The organism is Cellulomonas sp. URHB0016, from assembly GCF_054057935.1.
Genome location: NZ_JBSRZU010000001.1, coordinates 3,154,994 through 3,173,052, shown reverse-complemented (window position 1 = coordinate 3,173,052; position 18,059 = coordinate 3,154,994). Strand labels below are relative to the sequence as shown.

Annotated in this window: 16 protein-coding genes and 1 riboswitch; of the genes, 3 read left to right on the top strand and 13 right to left on the bottom strand. The window is 73.0% G+C overall.

Features of this window, described 5'->3' with window-relative positions; translation table 11 throughout:
• Positions 1–50: 50 nt before the first annotated feature.
• The 6 genes from ACVW07_RS14580 to ACVW07_RS14555 form a co-directional block, all read right to left on the bottom strand.
• A complete protein-coding gene (locus ACVW07_RS14580) occupies positions 51–767 on the bottom strand; it encodes an HAD family hydrolase (RefSeq protein ID WP_456819956.1) in 717 nt (238 codons plus the stop codon).
• A gap of 9 nt (positions 768–776) precedes the next feature.
• Positions 777–1,037 (bottom strand): hypothetical protein, encoded by a 261-nt coding sequence (locus ACVW07_RS14575; RefSeq protein ID WP_456819955.1) that lies wholly within the window; start codon positions 1,035–1,037, stop codon positions 777–779.
• 224 nt (positions 1,038–1,261) lie between these two features.
• Positions 1,262–3,415 (bottom strand): glycosyl hydrolase, encoded by a 2,154-nt coding sequence (locus tag ACVW07_RS14570; protein ID WP_456819954.1) that lies wholly within the window; start codon positions 3,413–3,415, stop codon positions 1,262–1,264.
• Complete coding sequence (locus ACVW07_RS14565) at positions 3,412–4,143, bottom strand: HlyD family efflux transporter periplasmic adaptor subunit (protein ID WP_456819953.1); 732 nt, start codon at positions 4,141–4,143, stop codon at positions 3,412–3,414. Before ACVW07_RS14565 ends, ACVW07_RS14570 begins: the two co-directional genes overlap by 4 nt.
• On the bottom strand, positions 4,140–5,840 hold the full coding sequence (locus ACVW07_RS14560; RefSeq protein WP_456819952.1) for a glycosyltransferase family 2 protein: 1,701 nt from the start codon (positions 5,838–5,840) through the stop codon (positions 4,140–4,142). The genes ACVW07_RS14565 and ACVW07_RS14560 overlap by 4 nt, the downstream gene beginning before the upstream one ends.
• A gap of 354 nt (positions 5,841–6,194) precedes the next feature.
• Complete coding sequence (locus ACVW07_RS14555; RefSeq protein ID WP_456819951.1) at positions 6,195–7,139, bottom strand: LLM class F420-dependent oxidoreductase; 945 nt, start codon at positions 7,137–7,139, stop codon at positions 6,195–6,197.
• A gap of 175 nt (positions 7,140–7,314) precedes the next feature.
• Between ACVW07_RS14555 and ACVW07_RS14550 the strand changes: the two genes are divergently transcribed.
• Complete coding sequence (locus tag ACVW07_RS14550; RefSeq protein WP_456819950.1) at positions 7,315–7,968, top strand: DUF1684 domain-containing protein; 654 nt, start codon at positions 7,315–7,317, stop codon at positions 7,966–7,968.
• Positions 7,969–7,991: 23 nt separating this feature from the next.
• Here ACVW07_RS14550 and ACVW07_RS14545 read toward each other — a convergent pair whose 3' ends face one another.
• Both ACVW07_RS14545 and ACVW07_RS14540 read right to left on the bottom strand, forming a co-directional pair.
• Positions 7,992–8,921, bottom strand: a complete 930-nt coding sequence (locus ACVW07_RS14545) for an Fpg/Nei family DNA glycosylase (RefSeq protein WP_456819949.1) — start codon at positions 8,919–8,921, stop codon at positions 7,992–7,994.
• A gap of 9 nt (positions 8,922–8,930) precedes the next feature.
• Positions 8,931–10,838, bottom strand: a complete 1,908-nt coding sequence (locus tag ACVW07_RS14540) for an AAA family ATPase (protein ID WP_456819948.1) — start codon at positions 10,836–10,838, stop codon at positions 8,931–8,933.
• A gap of 252 nt (positions 10,839–11,090) precedes the next feature.
• Positions 11,091–11,204, top strand: a riboswitch (SAM riboswitch).
• A gap of 15 nt (positions 11,205–11,219) precedes the next feature.
• Here ACVW07_RS14540 and ACVW07_RS14535 point away from each other — a divergent pair.
• Positions 11,220–11,792 carry an NADPH-dependent FMN reductase gene (locus ACVW07_RS14535; protein ID WP_456819947.1) on the top strand — a complete coding sequence of 191 codons (573 nt, stop codon included), beginning with the start codon at positions 11,220–11,222 and terminating at the stop codon, positions 11,790–11,792.
• The gene (locus tag ACVW07_RS14530) at positions 11,789–12,379 is read left to right on the top strand and encodes a flavin reductase family protein (RefSeq protein ID WP_456819946.1); all 591 of its coding nucleotides are present in this window, start codon (positions 11,789–11,791) and stop codon (positions 12,377–12,379) included. Before ACVW07_RS14535 ends, ACVW07_RS14530 begins: the two co-directional genes overlap by 4 nt.
• Positions 12,380–12,674: 295 nt before the next feature.
• Here ACVW07_RS14530 and ACVW07_RS14525 read toward each other — a convergent pair whose 3' ends face one another.
• From ACVW07_RS14525 to ACVW07_RS14505, 5 genes are all read right to left on the bottom strand, one after another.
• Positions 12,675–13,871, bottom strand: coding sequence for an LLM class flavin-dependent oxidoreductase (locus ACVW07_RS14525; RefSeq protein WP_456819945.1), 1,197 nt, complete (start codon positions 13,869–13,871; stop codon positions 12,675–12,677).
• A complete protein-coding gene (locus ACVW07_RS14520) occupies positions 13,868–15,001 on the bottom strand; it encodes an FAD-dependent oxidoreductase (protein WP_456819944.1) in 1,134 nt (377 codons plus the stop codon). The genes ACVW07_RS14525 and ACVW07_RS14520 overlap by 4 nt, the downstream gene beginning before the upstream one ends.
• Positions 15,002–15,172: 171 nt before the next feature.
• Entirely contained in the window at positions 15,173–16,174 is a 1,002-nt protein-coding gene (locus tag ACVW07_RS14515; protein WP_456819943.1) for an ABC transporter substrate-binding protein, read from the bottom strand.
• A 54-nt stretch (positions 16,175–16,228) separates the two neighbouring features.
• Positions 16,229–16,996: an amino acid ABC transporter ATP-binding protein gene (locus tag ACVW07_RS14510; protein ID WP_456819942.1), complete on the bottom strand. Its 768-nt coding sequence runs from the start codon at positions 16,994–16,996 to the stop codon at positions 16,229–16,231.
• Positions 16,993–18,057 (bottom strand): amino acid ABC transporter permease, encoded by a 1,065-nt coding sequence (locus ACVW07_RS14505; RefSeq protein WP_456819941.1) that lies wholly within the window; start codon positions 18,055–18,057, stop codon positions 16,993–16,995. Before ACVW07_RS14505 ends, ACVW07_RS14510 begins: the two co-directional genes overlap by 4 nt.
• Between the last annotated feature and the right edge of the window lie 2 nt (positions 18,058–18,059).

Sequence of the window (18,059 nt, the reverse complement as noted above, 5' to 3'; positions counted from 1 at the left end):
GCTCTGCGTCCCGTCGACCGGGGTAGTCCGCTCACCGCCGCAACCGCCGCTCAGTCGCGTCCGAGCAGTCCGTACAGCTCCCGCAGGTCGGTCACGACGGTCTCGGGGCGCTCGGACGGCTGCTCCGCCGCGGTACCACGGTCGATCCAGACGGGGCGCAGTCCGGCCGCGCGTGCTCCGTGGACGTCGGCGACGAGGTTGTCGCCCACGTGCAGCGTCTCCGACGCCGTCGACCGCAGCCCGGAGAGTGCCAGCGCGAAGATCGCGGGATCGGGCTTGGACACCCCGTGCTCTCCCGACACGATCACCACGTCGAAGGCGTCGTCGATGCCCGTCGCGACCAGCTTGGCACGCTGCAGCCCGCTCGGGCCGTTGGTGATGAGGGCGGTCGGGACACCCCGCTCGCCGAGCCGCCGGAGCACCTCGGCGGACTCGTCGTACAGGCGCAGCGCCGCGGTCTCGGTCGCAGTGTGCAGTGCGTGCGCCGCTGAGGCAGCAGCTCCATCAGTGATCCCCACCGTGGCGAGCGCACGCCGCCAGACCTCCGTCGGCAGCGACTCGGGATCGATCTGTCCCCGCATCCAGGAGTCGCCGACCTCAGGCCAGTACTCCCACCAGGCCGTCTCGTTCGCGGCGGCGAGCGCCTCGGCGTCGACCCCGAAGCGTTCGGCCAGGCGCTCGGACACCGCCCGCACGACACCGTCAGCATGGTCGTCGCGCAGCAGCGTGCCGTCGAGATCGAGGCAGACCGCTCGCGGCAGGCTCATGCCCTCGACCTAGGCACGTGCCCGGTCCGACCGGCGCGCAGCACCCAGAGCGCCGCACACGACGACGCCGAGGACCCCCGCCAGGAACACGACCCAGGGCAGCACGTCCTCGGCGGTCGACTGCGTCACCTCCGGGTTGTCCGCCCGGTAGCCGGTGACCGTCAACGCGACGACGCCGACGAGCAGCAGCCCGGCGAACACCGCACCCACCACCCGCAGCCGGCGTCCCGCTGGATCCGGCCGGGCCCCTGTCGTCACGTTCTCCGTCATGTCGCTCCTCCGAGCCTGGCCGGCCATCACCCGCACGGGCGGCTCCGCTCGGACCGCGGCCCTGCCAGGCGTCAAGGTTCCACGTGGCCTCGAGATGCGCGAACCGGTCCCGGTCCGTGGTGCGGCCGAGGGTGGCGTGCTCGTCCGTCCCGAGACACGGCGACGCCCGCTCCCGGGGGCGGTGGGAGCGGGCGTCGCTTCGTGCAGCCGGTCGTTGCTGCTGGTCAGCGACCGGCGGTCGGGTGTGCCTGCGCCGAGGCGATGAACGCGAGCGTCGCGGACCGCGAGGTCCCGTCGTCGATCGCCGTGTCGGGCAGACCCGTCGCCTCCGTCCAGGCAGCCGCCGCGTCGTCCGCGCCGGCCAGTGCCTGGTACATCGCCAGGTACCCGCCGAACTGGACGTCGAAGCCCTGCGGCGTGGCCTCCTTCACGGACGCCCGGATCTGCTCCGGGTCCACGCCGGCAGCCAGGTACGTCTGCACCGGGCCCATGGGGATGAGCTGGATGCCGAGGATGGCGCTGGGCTCGGGACTGAACCACGTGGCGTAGTCCCGCTTGCCGCCCCAGTTCAGCGACACCATCGTGTGGTCGAACCCCTCGAACTCGCTCAGGTCAGGGTCCGTCCAGTAGGTCCGAGCCGTCGAGGCCTCGGTCGACGCGAGCCACGTGGCCTCGGTCGAGAGGGCCTTCTGCCCCGATGCCTGCGCCCACAGGCCCAGGCCGTTCCAGGCGTTGACCGCCTCGGACGACGACTCCTGGTTGTTCCCGTCGGCGAACGGGGACGTGCCCGACGCCCACGAGTGGCCGGCGTACGGGTCGAACGACCGCAGCTGCGGCAGCTCGTCCGTCGCCTTCGCGGCGGCGATGTCCTGACCGAGCAGGTTCATCACGGGCGCCAGCTTCTTGGCGAGCGACGCGTCGTCCTTCGCCAGCAGACCCGCCGCGGCCAGCAGGTAGCCGTAGTGGAAGTGGTGGTCGTTGAGCTCGTCCGACCCGAAGGACGGCGTGAGCCCGATGGCGGAGGCGGCGGCCGCGTCGTAGACGACGCACCGGGCGTCGCGCTGCGTGCACCCGTCCGTCTCGGTCCACTCCACGAGCGCGTCGACCGTCTTCTTCTTGAGGTCGGCCACCTCGTCCGGCACCCCGAGCTGCTCGCCGAGCACCACCAGCGACGCCGCGCGGTTGAGCGCCTTGCCACCGAAGTACGTGTCGGACGGGAACGCGGGGGTCGCCGCGACGTCGGCCTTCAGGGCGTCGACGATCGCCGACTTCTGGTCGGCCGAGATGCCCTCCAGGTTCAGCTCGCCGGCCGCCGGCAGCGCCGGCGCGAACGACGTCAGCTGCGAGCCGGTGCAGAGCTCCAGGTCCCCGTACACGCTCGGGTACGCGCCCAGGTCGCAGCCCTCGCGGTCCGGCTGGTCGCCGGTGCGGTGGTGCGGCATGGTCACGTACGCCGTGGGCGAGCCGCCGGCCGTCTTGTACGTGAGGGTGGTGCGGGCGACGTCGTCGCCCACGCCGTAGGTCACGTCCACTCCGGTGACCGGGTCGGCCGCCGCCGTGGCGAGGGCCTTCTCCGCCGCGGCGGACGCCTTCGGCGGCAGGGCGTACCAGGAGGCCGACTCGCCCTTGCCGAGCGACGTCGAGCCCCCGTCGGTCTTCCCGCCGACGAGACCCCACTGCGACGTGCCGGCGTCGGCCGTGGCCGCACCGTCCGAGCCCGCCGAGAAGGAGCCGCCGGTGACGGCCGACGAGAGCGTCACGTCCTGCTCGGCCGTGAAGCTGACGAAGGGCGAGCCCTCCGCGAGCACCACGTGGCCGAGCACCGCGCCGGACGCGTCGAGCAGGTCGACGGTCACGCTCACCGGGTCCGCGGCACTCACCTGGGCCGAGGCGGCCCCGGCGTCCACGGTCACGGCCGGCACGTGCGGCGCGATGATCGTCTTCTCGCTCACCGTCGGTGCGGGGAGCCCGAGCGTGAAGCCCGAGCCCGTGAGGCCGAACGAGAGCGGCTCGGCGAACACCGGCTGCGGCTCGTCGCCGAACACCAGGCCGCTGTACCAGCGGTTGGTGGGCGGGACGACGCCCTCGGCGAGGCGCACCGGCGCGATCTTGGCGACCTGCTCGGCCGGCACCGCCGCGACGAGCGCGGCGGTGTCGACCTTCGGCGGTGTGGCGTCCTGCGGCCCGGCGACGTCGCCCGCGGGGGCGGAGCCGTCGCCGTCGGACGCGGTGTCGTCCGCGGCCCAGGGGGCCCAGAGAAGGACGACCGCACCGAGGACCAGCACGAGCCCTGCGGCCACCGCGGCGACGAACCAGCGCCGCCGGGAAGCGGGCGGGGGACGCACCTCTGTCGTAGGTTCCGTCAGGCGTGTCGTCATCCGAAGATTCCTCCCAGGTAGCCCTTCACGTCAGCGGCCGTGCGGGTCACGAACCCGTCGTTCTGCAGCTGCAGCTCGGCCGTGACGGGGGTGCCGGCCGAGACGAGCCCGTTCTGGGCGCCGTCCTTCAGCGCGTCACCCGTGAGGGTCATGACCGCCTGCGCCTCGCCGGCGACCGTCTCGACCTTCACCTTGTCCACGTGGGCCGTGACGGCCCGCTGGTTCGGGAGCACCACCTTCACGGCGGCGTCGTCCTTCACCCGTGCGTACTCCTTGGCCGTGAGCGTGTACTCGGCCTGGACGTAGAGCGTGTTCGCCTTCTGCACGGTCGCGAGCTCCGTGGCGGACTGGACGAACGTGCCGCGCTCCGAGGCGATCTTGGTGACGGTGCCGTCACCGGTGGCCAGGACCACGAGCCGGCCCTGGTCGTCGATCTGCGTGGCCTCGGTCGCCGGCTTGGCGAACCCGTTCTTCACGTCGTACTGCAGGGTGGCCGAGTCGATCACGAACAGCGGCTGACCCGTGGTCACCTTGTCGCCGACGTCGACCTTCTGGTCCACGACGAGGCCGGCGTACGGCGTGCCGACGGTGTACTCCTTCGCGAGGATCTGCGCGGAGTCGCTGGCCGCGACCCCCTTCGTCTCGTTGAGCTTGTAGGTCGCCAGTGCGGCGAGGACGAGCACGAGGATCGTGCCCACGATCAGTCGGATTCGGCTGGCCCAGGTCATGCGGCACCTCCGGTCAGTGCGGTCTCGATCTCGGGGACGGCGTCAGGGCGCGGTGCGCGCTCGGCCTTGGCGGTGGCACGGGCCTTGCGGCCCTCCCGCCAGGCGGTGACGACGAAGCTGCCGAGGATGACGGTGTTGGTCGCGTTCCAGGCGACGGCCAGGCTCGGATACCCGTTCCCCATGTCCTTCCACACCCCGACGACGGTCGTGATGAGGAGGAACTGGAAGAACAGGATCTGCGGGAGCATGAACGCGAACGGTGATCGGTACGCGCCCTTCTGCCCCGTCACGTGCCACTTCTGCTCCTTCTTGAAGATGGCGTTGATGAGTGCCCGGGTGTAGATCGGGAACGACACCGCCGCCAGCAGGAGCACCTGCCACCGGAACGAGCCGAGGGTGTAGAACGCCACGAGGATCTGCATCACGTAGAAGCCTGCGTAGTACAGGAACCACTGGAGCGGCGTGATCGTGAGGTTCATCGGCGTGAGGTTGAAGTAGATCTGCAGCGGCGGCACCAGGATCAGCAGCAGTGGTGCGATACCCGTGAGGTAGTGCGTGGCCGTCACGAGGTACTGCAGCCGCTGGTCCATCGTGAGCGTGCGCTTCCGGGACAGCGGGTTGTGGGTGAGCATGATCTCGAACCCGCCCGTGGCCCAGCGCAGCTGCTGCTTGGTGTACGCCTCGACCGTCTCCGGGGTGTCTCCCACGGCGAGCTCGGTCGGGATGTAGACGGTCCGCCAGCCCTTCTCGTGCAGCATCAGGGACGTCCACACGTCCTCCGACTTGGAGTCGGAGTAGATGCCGCCGATCGAGTCGGCCGCCGTCCGCCGGTAGATGACGTTGGTGCCCACGGAGAACGCCGCGTTGAACCGGTTACGACCCGGCTGGACGAACTTGTAGAACACCGACTGCATGTACCCGGCACCCTTGGAGATGACGGAGTGCAGGTTGCCGTACACCTGCGGCGTCTGCACGAACGCGACGTCCTCGCTGGCGAAGAACGGCACGGTCTCGTGCAGGAAGTTCGGCTTGGGCACGAAGTCCGCGTCGAAGATGACGAAGAAGTCACCCTTCGCGAGCGTCAGCGCGTGGTTGATGTTGCCCGCCTTGGCGCCGTTGCTCGACAGCCGGCGGACGTACCGGGCGCCCAGCTCGGCCGAGAGGTCACGGACCTCGTCGGACCGGCCGTCGTCGAGCACCCAGGTCTCGTGCTTGCCCTGCATGGCGACAGCTGCGGAGACGGTCTTGCGGATGGTGTCCAGGTCCTCGCCGTACGTCGTGATGAACACGTCGACGGTGATCGGCCACTCCTGCAGGTACATCCGCCAGTCCGACGGCGTCTTCTCGTTGCCGTCGCGGAGGATCTCGCCGACGTCGTACAGCCGGTCCTGCGCGTGGTGGAACACGAACCCGCGCGGGTTGTGGCCGCTCGACAGCACGGTCCACATCGCCAGCAGCGCGTGGGCCACGAGCACGGACTCCGCCAGCATGACCAGCACGTACGGCAGCCAGTCGCCCCGGTTGGCCGGGTTGAGGAGGAACACCGCGTAGATGATGACCCCAGCGCAGGCCAGCAGGACCAGCAGCATGAGTGACGGGCTCTGGGACGACTCGTTCTCGTTCATCCCGGTCGACTTGATCTTGACTTGCTCGGTTCTTCTCGGCTCCATGACGAGCCTGTCGAACGTGGTTGCCACGTCCAGCCCCCTTCGGTCGTCCGGTCGGACGGCCGGGCGGCCCAGAGAGGGGCCACCTGACCGATGCGACGGCGACGTTGGCGCCGGGCGCACAAAAGGCGACGGGCCGCGAGGACCTTGGGGCGCGGTCTGCGTCCCTGTCCTCGACGGGCGTCGCCGCCCCTGTGGGATGCCTCTAACCTACGAACCCCTCCTCGGGGGAGTCGAGGCCCACGTGGAGTGCGTCCCGTCACACCGGGACGGAGGTCCCGGGTGAGAGGCCTGTCTTCGCAGGTGGGGGCACACGGCGGGACCGCTCCCATGGACGGCGAAAGTCTCGAACTGCACGGCCGTCCATCTCGCGATATGGGCGCTTTACCTGATCTGGGGGGCTACCTGACTCGCCACCAGCTCGAGGTGATCCAGGTCACCCAGATCGAGAACCTGCAGGTAGACGCGGGAAACGCCCTGAGCGGCCAGCTCGCCGAGCCGGTCGACCGCCTGCGCCACCGAACCCGCGATCCCCTGCCCGCGGACCTCCTGCGGGTCGCGTCCGATGGCCCCGGCACGACGGGCCACCTCGGCGTCGTCCCGCCCCACGCACACGACCAGCGCCACCGACAGCGTGAGGCTCGCGGGATCCCGGCCCGCCTCGTCGCACGCCCGCCGTGCGTTCGCCAGCTTCTCCCCCACCACGTCGAACGACGGGAACGAGAGGTTGAGCTCGGCGGCGAACCGGGCCGCGAGCGCAGGGGTCCGTCGCGGCCCCAGGCCACCGATGATCAGGGGCACGCCGGGCTTCGTCGGGTCGAGCGGCGAGCGCTGCACCGGCTTGGGGAGCGCCGGCGAGTCGACGAGCGTGTACTCCGCGCCGCTGTGGCTGAACGTGCCACCGACGGGGGTCCCCCACAGGCCGGTCACGACCTCGAGCTGCTCCTCGAGGAGCCCGAACCGCTTCTCGGGGAACGGGATCCCGTACGCCTCGTGCTCGCGGGCGAACCAGCCGGTGCCCAGCCCGAGCTCCACCCGCCCGCCCGACATCTGGTCGACCTGCGCCACCTGCACCGCGAGCACCCCCGGGTGCCGGAAGGTCGCCGACGACACGAGCGTCCCCAGCCGGATCCGGCTCGTCTCACGCGCCAGGCCCGCGAGCGTCGTCCAGGCGTCGGTGGGCCCGGGCAGACCGTCCCCGCTCATCGCGAGGTAGTGGTCGGACCGGAAGAAGGCGTCGAACTCGAGGTCCTCGGCGGCCCTCGCGACGGTGAGCAGCTGGTCGTAGGTGGCGCCCTGCTGGGGCTCGGTGAAGATGCGCAGATCCATGCGGCACACCCTCGCACGAACCCGCACGGCACGTGCGCGGTCGGCAGGGGACGACGCAGCGTGCCGGCATCCGGCCCCGGATGCGCTGCGACGGCGGGTACCCGCCGACGGGCCGGGCCCGTCCGCGCGTACCCGCTGACGGGCCCGGCCCGGCCGTCCGTGGCACGGTGGGCCTGTGCCCCACCGACCTCGCACGTTGCCCGGGCCTGCCGCCGACGCCCTGGCGGTCGCCGACTGGCGGCGCCGGGTCGCGGAGGCGTACGCGGACGTGCGGCACCTGGCGTCCCACGACCCCGCGCAGGCCCACGCCGTGTGGGTGCAGCGCCGGGACGAGCTCTTCGCCGAGCACCCCGCGTCGCCGCTCGACGCCGCCGCGCGGGCGTTCTTCGCCGGTCTCGACGTGGCCCCCTACGACCCGGCGTACCGGTTCGAGGTGGAGGTGCGGCCGGCCGAGCCCCAGCGCCTCGAGATCAGCACCGAGACGGACGGCCTGATCTCCTACGAGCGCATCGGCACGGTCGAGCTCGGCGACCTGGGGCATCTGGCGGTGTGGGCGCTGCACGGCTACGCCGGCGGCCTCTTCCTGCCCGTGCGGGACGGGCTGGCCGGGCACGACGGCGGCACGTTCGGCGGCGGCCGCTACCTCCTCGACACCGTCAAGGGTGCCGACCTCGGCCTGTCGCACGGGCTGCTGGTCGTCGACCTCAACTTCGCGTTCAACCCGTCGTGCGCCTACGACCCCTCGTGGAGCTGCCCGCTGGCCACGCGCGCCAACACGATCGCCGCACCGCTGCCGGTCGGCGAGCGGGTGTTCGCAGCCGCGGTGTGAGCGGCGCGCGCTCCTGACACGGGTCAGCGCTGGCACACCGGGCAGCGGTACAGCTTGCGCCCGGCCATCTCCTCGACGACCACCGGCGTCCCGCACACCCGGCACGGCTCGCCGCCGCGCCCGTACACCCAGTGCCGCAGCGCCGGGTCGACGACCGCCGCCACCCGGCCCTCGTCGTCGAGGTCCTCCCGCGTGAGCATCACCCCGGTGCGGATGCCGTCCGCGAGCAGCACCGCCCAGTCCTCCCACAGGGCCCGCCCGACCTCCCGAGGGACGAGCCGGCCAGGCGTGTGCGGGTCGAGGCGGGCGCGGAAGAGCAGCTCGGCGCGGTAGATGTTGCCGATCCCGGCGACCACCGACTGGTCCATGAGCAGCTGGCCCACGGCGACGGACCTCGACGTGAGCCGGTCGACGACGACCTCGCCCGCCGCCGCGAGGTCCGTCGCCGTCGCCGGGTCCGGACCGAGGCGATCGACCGCGGCGCGGGCCGCGTCGGGGTCCAGCACCTCGCAGGCCGACGGCCCCCGCAGGTCGGCGACCGTCTCCGTGGTGGCCAGCCGGACACGCACCTGCCCCACCGGGTCCGGCGGGAAGTGCGCGAGCAGACCGCCCTCGGCGGACGGCTGCTCGCGCTCGTCCTCGCCCATCCGGACCGCCCGGCGCAGGCGCGGGGCGCCCATGCTCCCGGAGGAGTCGCCGTCGCCGACCGACGAGACCGTGCCGTAGAAGTCCCACGCGCCGTACAGGCCCAGGTGCACCCGCAGCACGTCGCCGGACGCGAACGCGCAGAACAGCTGCTTGCCCACGGCCGACGCCCGCACGAGCTGCTGCCCGTCGAGCCGTCGTGCGCCCGCAGCGAACCGGCCCTGCGGCGAGGAGACGGCGACCTGCCGGCCGACGAGGTCGCGCGTGAAGCGGTGGGCGATGCGGTGGACGGTATGACCCTCGGGCACGCCCGCAGGCTAGTTCACGAGCGAGCCGCGCAGCCCTCCGGCGGTCGGCGCGGCCGACGAGGCCGCCACCCGGACCCGCTCGAAGGACGACGCCTCCTCGAGCTGCGGCACCGGCGGCAGGTCGCCGCCCGTGAGGTGCGCCGCGAGCAGCACGTCCGTGATCTCGTCGCCCAGCAGCTCGTGACGCTCCAGGAGCGCGTCACGCAGCGCCTCGACGAGGTGGCGGTTGCGGGACAGGAGCCGGCGGACGCTGGACCGGGCGTCGTCGAGCACGGTCTCGAGCTGCTCGCGTGCCTTGCCGTCCGCCAGGACGGCGTTGACGAGCGGGCGGTCCGTCGCGAGGAACGACACGAGCGAGCCCGTCATCCCCGCGGCGCCGACCATCTGCGCCGCCGTGCGGGTCGCCGCGGCGAGGTCGCTGGCCGGGCCGGTCGTGGTCTGACCGAAGAACAGCTCCTCGGCGACCCAGCCGCCCATCGCGATCTGCACGAGCCCGCGCAGGTCGCCCTCGGACCGGGTCCACACCTCCTCGCAGTCACCGTGCGCGAGCAGCCCGAGGGCCTCGCCGCGGCGGACGATCGTCAGGACCTCGAGGTGCCGGTTCGGCGCCACGAGCCACGCGGTCACCGCGTGCCCGGCCTCGTGCGTGGCGATGAGGCGTCGCTCGCCCTCCGTGTAGCGGACGGGCTGCCCGATGCCGACCATCTCGGTGATCCGTGCCGTCTCGACGTCCGCGAACGACATGGTCAGCGAGCCGCGGCGCAGCGAGTTCACCAGGGCCTCGTCGAGCAGGTGCTCGATCATCACCGGCGTCCAGCCGTTCGTCGCGGCCGCCACCCGGTCGCGCGCGACCGGGTCGTCGAGCTCGGCGTCGTGCGAGCGGCGGGACAGGAAGTGGTCCACGAGGGCCCGGCGACCGTGCGCGTCGGGCGACACGAACGTGAGGTGGCGGTCGAACCGGCCGGGACGCAGCAGCGCCGGGTCGAGCGAGTCGGCGCGGTTGGTCGCGGCGATGAGCAGGATCGGTGCCTTCGAGGGGCGGCTGCGCGGGATCTGCCGGTGGGCCGGGAGCAGCAGGTTGATGCGGGCCACCAGCTTGTCGCCGAGCTTGGCGGCACCGGTGGGCTCGTCGAACGACTGCATCTGCACGAGCAGCTCGTTGACGACGCCGCCGGTGCCCTCGCTCGTCATCAGGTTCAGGACGGACCCGCGGTGGGGGTCGGAGCCGCTGGCCGACACGCCGGCCGACGAGCTCGCCGACTGCATCCCGCCACGCCGCAGGCCGATCGCGTCGATCTCCTCGATGAAGCCGATGGCACCGCCCTCCGCACGGGCCGCCTTGCGGAGCGCCTTGAAGTACGCGCGGATCTTCTTGGCGGTCGCGCCGTAGTACATGGACTGGAACGACGTCGCCGACACGAAGAGGAACGGCACCCCCGCCTCGGCCGCCATGGCCTTCGCGGTCATCGTCTTGCCGGTGCCGGGCGCTCCCTCGAACAGCAGCCCACGACGCGGGGTGCCGCCCATCTGGTCCGCGAACTGGCGGTGCGTCTGGAACAGGTCGATCGAGCGGCGCACGTCCTCCAGCACCGGGTCGATGCCGATGACGTCGTCGAGCCGCACGTCCACCTGCTCCGGCCGGTACATGACGTGCGGTGAGCGCGACGTGCCGACGGTCGTCAGGAGCATCACCCCGAGCAGGCCCGCGAAGAACAGCGCCGGGACCAGCACCAACGGGTCGACCGCGGGAACGGCCGGCACGATCGAGCGGCCCATGAGGGCGCTGACGATGACGTAGGCCTCCGCGGCGATCAGGACGGCGGCGAGCCGGTACACCCGGCGGCGGCGCATCCGTTCACGGTCGACGGCGATGTCGTGGGCGCCACGGCGGATCGGGGAGACGAGCTCTTCGTTCACGGGGGCGCCTTTCACGGTCCGGCACGCATGAGCGGTCGCGCATGCGGGTCGCCGCACGACGAGCGCGGCCAGCCCATGGTGGAACCGGGCGAACCGGACAGCAATGCGGGAGGAAACGGACCACTCGAACGGCTCAACGCCCCATGCGGTGCCGCGCACCGTCCGCTCGGACGGCCTTCCGGGTGTCCGCACTGCGAGACATCCCGCACAAGCCCTTGCCGCCGCCGCAACCGCTGGTACAAACCGCGGCGAGGTCACGAGCACCAGCGCGAAGCCCCGGCTCGCTGGTCAGCAACCCCTGTCACGACGGGGTGCTCCGGGAGATGACCTGGTCGTACCCCACCCGGGGTGCGGCAATCGTGATCGTGAAGGAGCTGCACCGTGGTCCACCCCCATCCGTCCGTCGTGGCGCTGGTCGGCAACCCCCGACCGGGGTCGCGCACTCGCGCCGCCGCCGAGCACCTCGCCCGGCGGCTGGGTCCGGCGCTCGCCCCCGACCCGTCGGACCTGTCCGGCCCGGCGGTGCCGTTCGCGACCGTCGACCTGGCCGACCTCGCACCGGAGCTCTTCGCCGCCGACCGGCCGCGCGTCGACGAGGCGCTGCGCCTCGTCGCGTCCGCCGACGTGCTGCTGGTCGCGACGCCCGTGTACAAGGCCTCGTACACCGGGCTCCTCAAGTCCTTCCTCGACCTCTACGGCCCCGACGGGCTCGCCGGGGTCGCCGCCGTGCCCGTCGTGGTGTCCGGCAACCCCGCGCACGCGCTCGTCGGGGAGGTGCACCTGCGCCCCCTGCTCGTGGAGCTCGGCGCGACCGTCCCGGCCCGCTCGTTCACCGTCACCGAGGCCGACCTGGCCGACCTCGACCCGGCCGTCGACCGGTGGATCGACCGCGCCGGCGAACCCCTGCGCCGCTCCCTGGGCGGTGTCGCGACCCTCGCGGAGGTGCTCCGATGACCACCGAGATCCTGCGTGCCCTCGACGCCGACCTGGCCGAGCAGGACGAGCCGCAGCTCACGCCCGACGAGTACAAGGACGTGTTCCGCCGGCATCCCGCGGGCGTCGCGGTGGTGGCGCTCGTCGACACCTCGCCCGAGTCCGACGACGGCCGTGACTCGTTCGAGGGCGTCGACGGTCCCGGCCGGCTCGTGGGCTTCACCGCCACCTCCGTGATCTCGGTGTCGGCCGAGCCGCCGCTGCTCGCCTTCTCGCTCGCGTCCACGTCGTCCTCCTGGCCTGCGGTGTCCCGGGCCCGGACGCTCACGATCAGCTTCCTGTCCGGGTCCCAGGACGACGTGTCCGCCCGGTTCGCCACCCACGGCATCGACCGGTTCGCCGCCGGCGGCTGGACCGCCCTCGACACCGGGGAGCCCGTCATCGACGGGGCCGTGTCGTGGGTCCGCGGCCGGGTCGTGCAGCGCACGCCCGTCGGCGGGTCGTACCTGGTGTCCGTGCGGGCCCTGTCCCACGGGACCCACGACGTCAGGCCGCTCGTCTACCACGACCGGACGTACCACCAGATCGGCGACGACTACTCGATCTGACCGCCCGACCCACGACGCCCGCCCCCTGGCCGCACGGCCGGAGGGCGGGCGTCCCGCTTCCCACCAGCCACCCGCACCCGGCCGCCCGGCCACCGGGCCACCCGGCCGCCCGGCCACCGGCCGCCCGGCCCACCGCCCGCCCGGCCCACCGGCCGCCCGGCCCACCGGCCGGCCGTGACACCGGTGCTTGGTGGTGAAGGGCGGCAGGAACTGCCGGTCTTGCCCCCCTGTGCCGTTCTCACCAGCGACGTGCCGCGGCCGGCCCAGGGCACGCGCGGGTCCGCGGAAGCTGGCGTCAGGCGGTCGTGGTGGCCAGCGGGCGGGTCGACGTGGCCGGCCAGGCGGCGGCGAGGAGCTCGTACGAGCGTGCCGTGTCGGCCGGGTCATGGGTGATGGTGGTGAGCAGGAGCTCGTCGGCGGCGGTCACGCGGGCCAGCGTGGCCAGTCCGGCAGCGACCTCGTCGGGCGTCCCGACGAAACGGGTGTCGACGCGGTCACGGACGAGGTCCTGCTCGGCCGCGGGGCGGTCCGCCCACCGGGTCGTGGTGCCGGGTGCCGGGTACGGGATCGCGCCCTCGCCGCGCCGGATCGACAGGACCCACTCGGCGAACGGGTCGGCGAGCGCGTGGGCCCGCGCCGCGGTGCCGGCGGCCAGCACGTCCGCCGAGACAACCACGTAGGGCTCGTCGAGCACGCCGGGCCGGAACGCGGCACGGTACTGCTCGACGGTCTCCAGGACCGTCGACGGGGACACGTGGTAGTTCGCCGCGAGCGGCAGGCCCAGCTCACCGGCGACCCGGGCGCTCTCGCCGCCGCTCGACGCGAGGACCCACAGGGCGAGGTCCGAACCCTGGGCGGCGGGGACGGTGGCGGGGCGGCCGACGTCCGTCCGGGCGGCGCCGCGCACCACGTCGAGCACGGTCGAGAGCTCGGCGGTGAACGACCCGGCGGCGCGACCCGCCCCGACGAACCGGACCTGCGCGAGGATCCGCTCGAGCAGCGGACCTTCGTCGAACGCGACGGGCGGTGTCGCGGGGACCAGGAGGCCGTCGACCACGCGCTCGGGCGTGGGTGCCGGTCGGGTTCTGCGGGCGGTCGGTGCCGCACCCGCACCGTCCGCGGTGCCGGCCGGGGCCGGCGGCGGGAACGACGACCGGCCGAGGCCCAGGTCCACGCGGCCGGGGTGCAACGCCGCGACGGTCCCGAACTGCTCCGCGGCGACGACAGGGCTCGTCGAGCCCAGCAGCACGGCCGCGGACCCGACCCGGATCGTCGACGTGGCACCCGCCACGAGCGCCGCGAGCACGGCCGGCGCGGCGGACGCCACCCCGGCCGCCAGGTGGTGCTCGGCGAACCACACGCGGCGGTAGCCGAGCCGTTCGACGAGCCGCGCCCGGTCGACGGCGGCCCGGAGCGCCTCGGCACCGGTGCCGCCCGCCCGGACAGGGGCGAGGTCGAGCACGGACAGCGGGACGGGGCGGTGGCCGGTCATCGGTTCTCCAGGGGGGCGGTGCTGAGCGAGCGGACGGCGCCGGCGGTGCTGACGCGGCGGACAGGGCCCGCGAGGCGGGCGGGGCGGACGGCGCCGGCGAGGCGGGCGAGGGCGAACGCGGGGTGTGCGGCGTGCGCGGGCTCGTCGGCCGGTTCCGTCGCGAGGTCGGCCAGCAGCCGGCCGACGGCGGGTGCGAACTTGAACCCGTGGCCGGAGAACCCGGCGGCGACCACCACGGGCCCGCGGCGGTCGAGCACGAAGTCGCTGTCCGGTGTGGTGGTGTACGTGCAGGAGACGGGCGCAGGGACGGTCGGGTCGACGCCGGGCAGCCACAGCTCGGCATACCTCTGCAGGTCGGCAAGCTGAGCGGGCTCGGCCGTGAACGACCGGTGGTCGGGGTCCGTGACGGGTCCCACGCCGTGGAAGCCCACCTTGATGCCCTCACCCGGCGTGGCGAGCCCGTAGGTGCCGCTCGGCCAGGGCGCGGGGTCGAGGGGCTGATGGGTGAACGACGGCCACGCGCCCTCGTCGGGTGCGCCGGGCAGCAGCGGGAAGTGCGCGGGCTGCTCCTGGGTGACGATCAGCGACGGGGCCAGGTCGAGCCCGAGCAGCGGCCCCACGAGCCCCGCCGTCCACGCGCCCACCGCGACGACGGCCGAGCGTGCCCGGACCGCTCCGGCGGACGTCTCGAGCAGCACGCCGGACCCGTCGGCGACGACCCGGTGCACCTGGACGCCGTGCCGGACGTCGGCGCCGTGCGCGCGCGCGGAGGACTGCAGCGAGGTGACGGCACGGTCCGCGTGGAGCCGTCCGGCGGTGGCCGTCTCGTGCAGCACGGACCCCTCGAACCGCAGGCCGGGCCAGCGTTCCTGCGCCGCCGCCGGTGTCAGCCACTCGTGCGGCACGCGTCGGGCCGCGAAGGACGCCGCGATGCCGTCGTGCCGCACGCCGTGGCTCACGCCGCCGGTCAGGGTGAGGACGGTGGGATCGTCGAGCGTGCGCCACAGGTGGAGCGCCTCGACGGCGAGGTCCACGTACTCGGGCCGGTCGTAGGTGGTGCGGTAGATGCGCGACGCCCCGTGCGAGGCACCCCGCACGTGGCCCGGCTCGAACCGTTCGAGCAGCAGCACGTCCCGCCCCGCGCGCGGCGAGCTGCCAGGCGGCGGCGGATCCCATGACACCGCCGCCGACGACGACGTGATCCACGACGTGCACGAGCTCCTCCGGGCGTTCGCGAGAGAGAAAGGTGGTCGGCCGGGTGTCCCCCGACTCCGGCCGACCACCGCGAGCGACCGGTCGGGTCACTCGGTCTTGGGGAGCCCCGGCGGGTTCGTCTCGGGCTTCTCGATGGCCTCGGCGGTGAGACCCCAGCGCGCGAGGACGTCGGCGTACGTGCCGTCGTCGAACGCGTGCTGCAGGGCCGCCGTGACCGCCGGTGCGAGCTCCGAGCCCTTGAGCGTGGCGACGGCGATCTGCGCCGTCAGGGGCCAGCCGCCGTTGAGCGTGCCGACCACCTTGTACTGGTCCGGCGCGGTCGCGGCGCTGTAGGCGAGGCTCGCATTGGGCCCGACGTAGGTGTCGAGGCGGCCCGACTGCACCGCCAGCAGCACGTCCGAGTAGGCCTCGTAGTACTCGGGCTCGCCGCCCTTGATCGGGTCGAGGCCGTTCTTGATGTTCTCCTCGTTCCAGGCGAGCAGGATCTTCTCCTGGTTGGTGCCCGAGCCGACACCCACCGTGAGACCGGCGATGTCCTTCGGCTCCTTGATCTCCTTGATCTTGCTGTTCGCCGCCGTGATCCAGCCGAGCTGGTCGTTGCGGTAGGAGGAGAAGTCGTACAGCTCCTTGCGCTCCTCGGTGACGGTGACGTTGGAGACCACCGCGTCGACGTCGCCCGACTGCAGGGCCAGCGGCCAGTCGGCCCACGCCTTCTGCTCGAGCTCGAGCTCGAGCCCGAGCGCGTCGGCGACGAGGCTCGCGATGTCCGTCTCGTTGCCGATCGGCGTCTTCTCGTCGTCCGCGAGGAACCCGAGGGGCGGCGCGGCACCGGCCGTCGTCGCGACCTTGAGGACGCCGGACGCCTTGACGTCGGCGGGCAGCAGCGCGACGGCGTCGTCCGCGACCGTGGTGTGGATGCGGTCCTGGTCGGGGCTGGTGTCGACCTGGAGGCCGCCGGCGGCGGCCGGGCTCGCGGACGAGCCGGCGGGCTCCTCGGCAGCGCTCGATCCCGCGCACGCGGCGAGCGCCAGCAGGGGCACGACCGCGAGCGCGGTCAGGAGCCTGGTGCGTCGGAAGGGGGCAGTCACGGGGGTGTCTCGCTTTCCTGGGGTCGATCGGGGGGCGATCGGGGGTGGGGGCGGTCAGAGGACCTTGTCGAGGAACGCGCGGGTGCGGTCCTCCTGCGGGTCGTCGAGCACCTGGGCGGGGCTGCCCTGCTCGACGATCCGTCCTTCGTCCATGAAGACGACGGTGGTGGCGACCTCGCGGGCGAAGCCGATCTCGTGGGTGACGACGACGAGGGTGGTGCCGGTCGCCGCGAGGTCGCGGATCACGTCGAGCACCTCGCCGACGAGCTCGGGGTCGAGCGCGGACGTCGGCTCGTCGAACAGCACGACCGACGGCTTGACGGCGAGCGCGCGGGCGATGGCGACGCGCTGCTGCTGCCCGCCGGACAGCTGGCGCGGGTAGGCGTCGACCTTGTCGCCGAGCCCGACCCGGACGAGCAGGTCACGGGCCTCGACCTCGACCTCGGACCGCCGCCTGCCCTGCGCGGACACCGGCGCCTCGACGACGTTCTCCAGGGCCGTGAGGTGCGGGAACAGGTTGAAGGACTGGAACACGAACCCGATGCGGGTCCGCTGCCGGAGGATCTCCTTCTCCTTGAGCTCCTGGAGCGCACCGTCGGACCGCGTGCGGTACCCGATGAGCTCGCCGTCGATCTCGATGAACCCGCGGTCCACCTTCTCGAGGTGGTTGATGGCCCGCAGCAGGGTCGACTTGCCGGAGCCCGACGGCCCGAGGATCACGGTCACCTCGCCGGGACGGACCACCAGGTCGATGCCGTCGAGCACCTCGAGCGTGCCGTAGGCCTTGTGGACGCCGCGGACCTCGACGAGCCCGGCGCTCATCGCGCACCCCCGACCTGCGCGGAGCGGCGGGTCCGGACGAGCGCGCTGCGGGCGGACCGCGAGCCGTAGCCCGGCGGGAGGCCGGCGGGCAGCGGCGCACCGGTGACCCGGGACCAGCCGACGCCGAGCCCCCACCGGGCACGCTGCAGCGGGGTCGGCGGGAGCTGCCGCAGCGCCCCCTTCGCGTAGTGCCGTTCCACGTAGAACTGGATCACCGTGAGCACGGTCGTGATGACGAGGTACCAGATGCCCGCGACGACGAGCAGCGGGACGACGCGCTGGTTGCGGCCGTAGATCACGCCGACGATGTAGAACAGCTCGTTGTACGCGAGGACGTAGACGACGGACGTGCCCTTGACCAGGCCGATGATCTCGTTCACGGCGGTCGGCACGATGGTCCGCATGGCCTGCGGCAGGATGATCCGCCGCTGCTGCACGGACCGCGGCAGGCCCAGCGCGGCGGCGGCCTCGTGCTGGCCCTGGTCGACGCCGAGGATGCCGGCCCGCACGATCTCCGCGGAGTAGGCGGCCTGGGACAGCCCGAGGCCGAGGATCGCGGCGCCGAACTTGTCGATCACGTCGAGCGTGTCGAAGCCGGTGAACGACGGGCCGAAGGGGACACCGAGCGTGATCGTCGGGTAGAGGTACGCGAGGTTGTACCAGAGCAGCAGCTGGAGGATCAGCGGCACCGACCGGAACACCCAGGTGTACGCCCAGGACACGCCGCGCAGCAGCGGCGACCGGGACAGCCGCATGAGCGCCAGCACGGTGCCGAGGCCGAACCCGATCACGGCCGCGGCGGCGGTCAGGCGCAGGGTGCCCCACAGCCCTTCGAGCACGGAGGGCCAGGTGAGGTACTGCCCGACCACGCCCCACTCCCACTTCGAGTTGGTGAGGAGCGAGCTCAGGACCATCGCGAGCAGCACACCGACGACGGCGGTGGCGACCCAGCGGCCGGGGTGGCGGGCGCCGACGACGCGGGGCTGGTCCGTCGTCGGGCGGGCGGGGGTGCGGTCGACGACCGTGCGCGGCTCGTCGTGCGGCAGGGAGACCGTGGACACGG

Excerpts from the sequence above, each read along its gene's own strand:
- ACVW07_RS14565 (WP_456819953.1), bottom strand. The coding sequence starts at position 4,143 with ATGACCTGGGCCAGCCGAATCCGACTGATCGTGGGCACGATCCTCGTG.
- ACVW07_RS14525 (WP_456819945.1), bottom strand. The coding sequence starts at position 13,871 with ATGACCGGCCACCGCCCCGTCCCGCTGTCCGTGCTCGACCTCGCCCCT.
- ACVW07_RS14510 (WP_456819942.1), bottom strand. The coding sequence starts at position 16,996 with ATGAGCGCCGGGCTCGTCGAGGTCCGCGGCGTCCACAAGGCCTACGGC.
- ACVW07_RS14580 (WP_456819956.1), bottom strand. The coding sequence starts at position 767 with ATGAGCCTGCCGCGAGCGGTCTGCCTCGATCTCGACGGCACGCTGCTG.
- ACVW07_RS14575 (WP_456819955.1), bottom strand. The coding sequence starts at position 1,037 with ATGACGGAGAACGTGACGACAGGGGCCCGGCCGGATCCAGCGGGACGC.
- ACVW07_RS14570 (WP_456819954.1), bottom strand. The coding sequence starts at position 3,415 with ATGACGACACGCCTGACGGAACCTACGACAGAGGTGCGTCCCCCGCCC.
- ACVW07_RS14530 (WP_456819946.1), top strand. The coding sequence starts at position 11,789 with ATGACCACCGAGATCCTGCGTGCCCTCGACGCCGACCTGGCCGAGCAG.
- ACVW07_RS14555 (WP_456819951.1), bottom strand. The coding sequence starts at position 7,139 with ATGGATCTGCGCATCTTCACCGAGCCCCAGCAGGGCGCCACCTACGAC.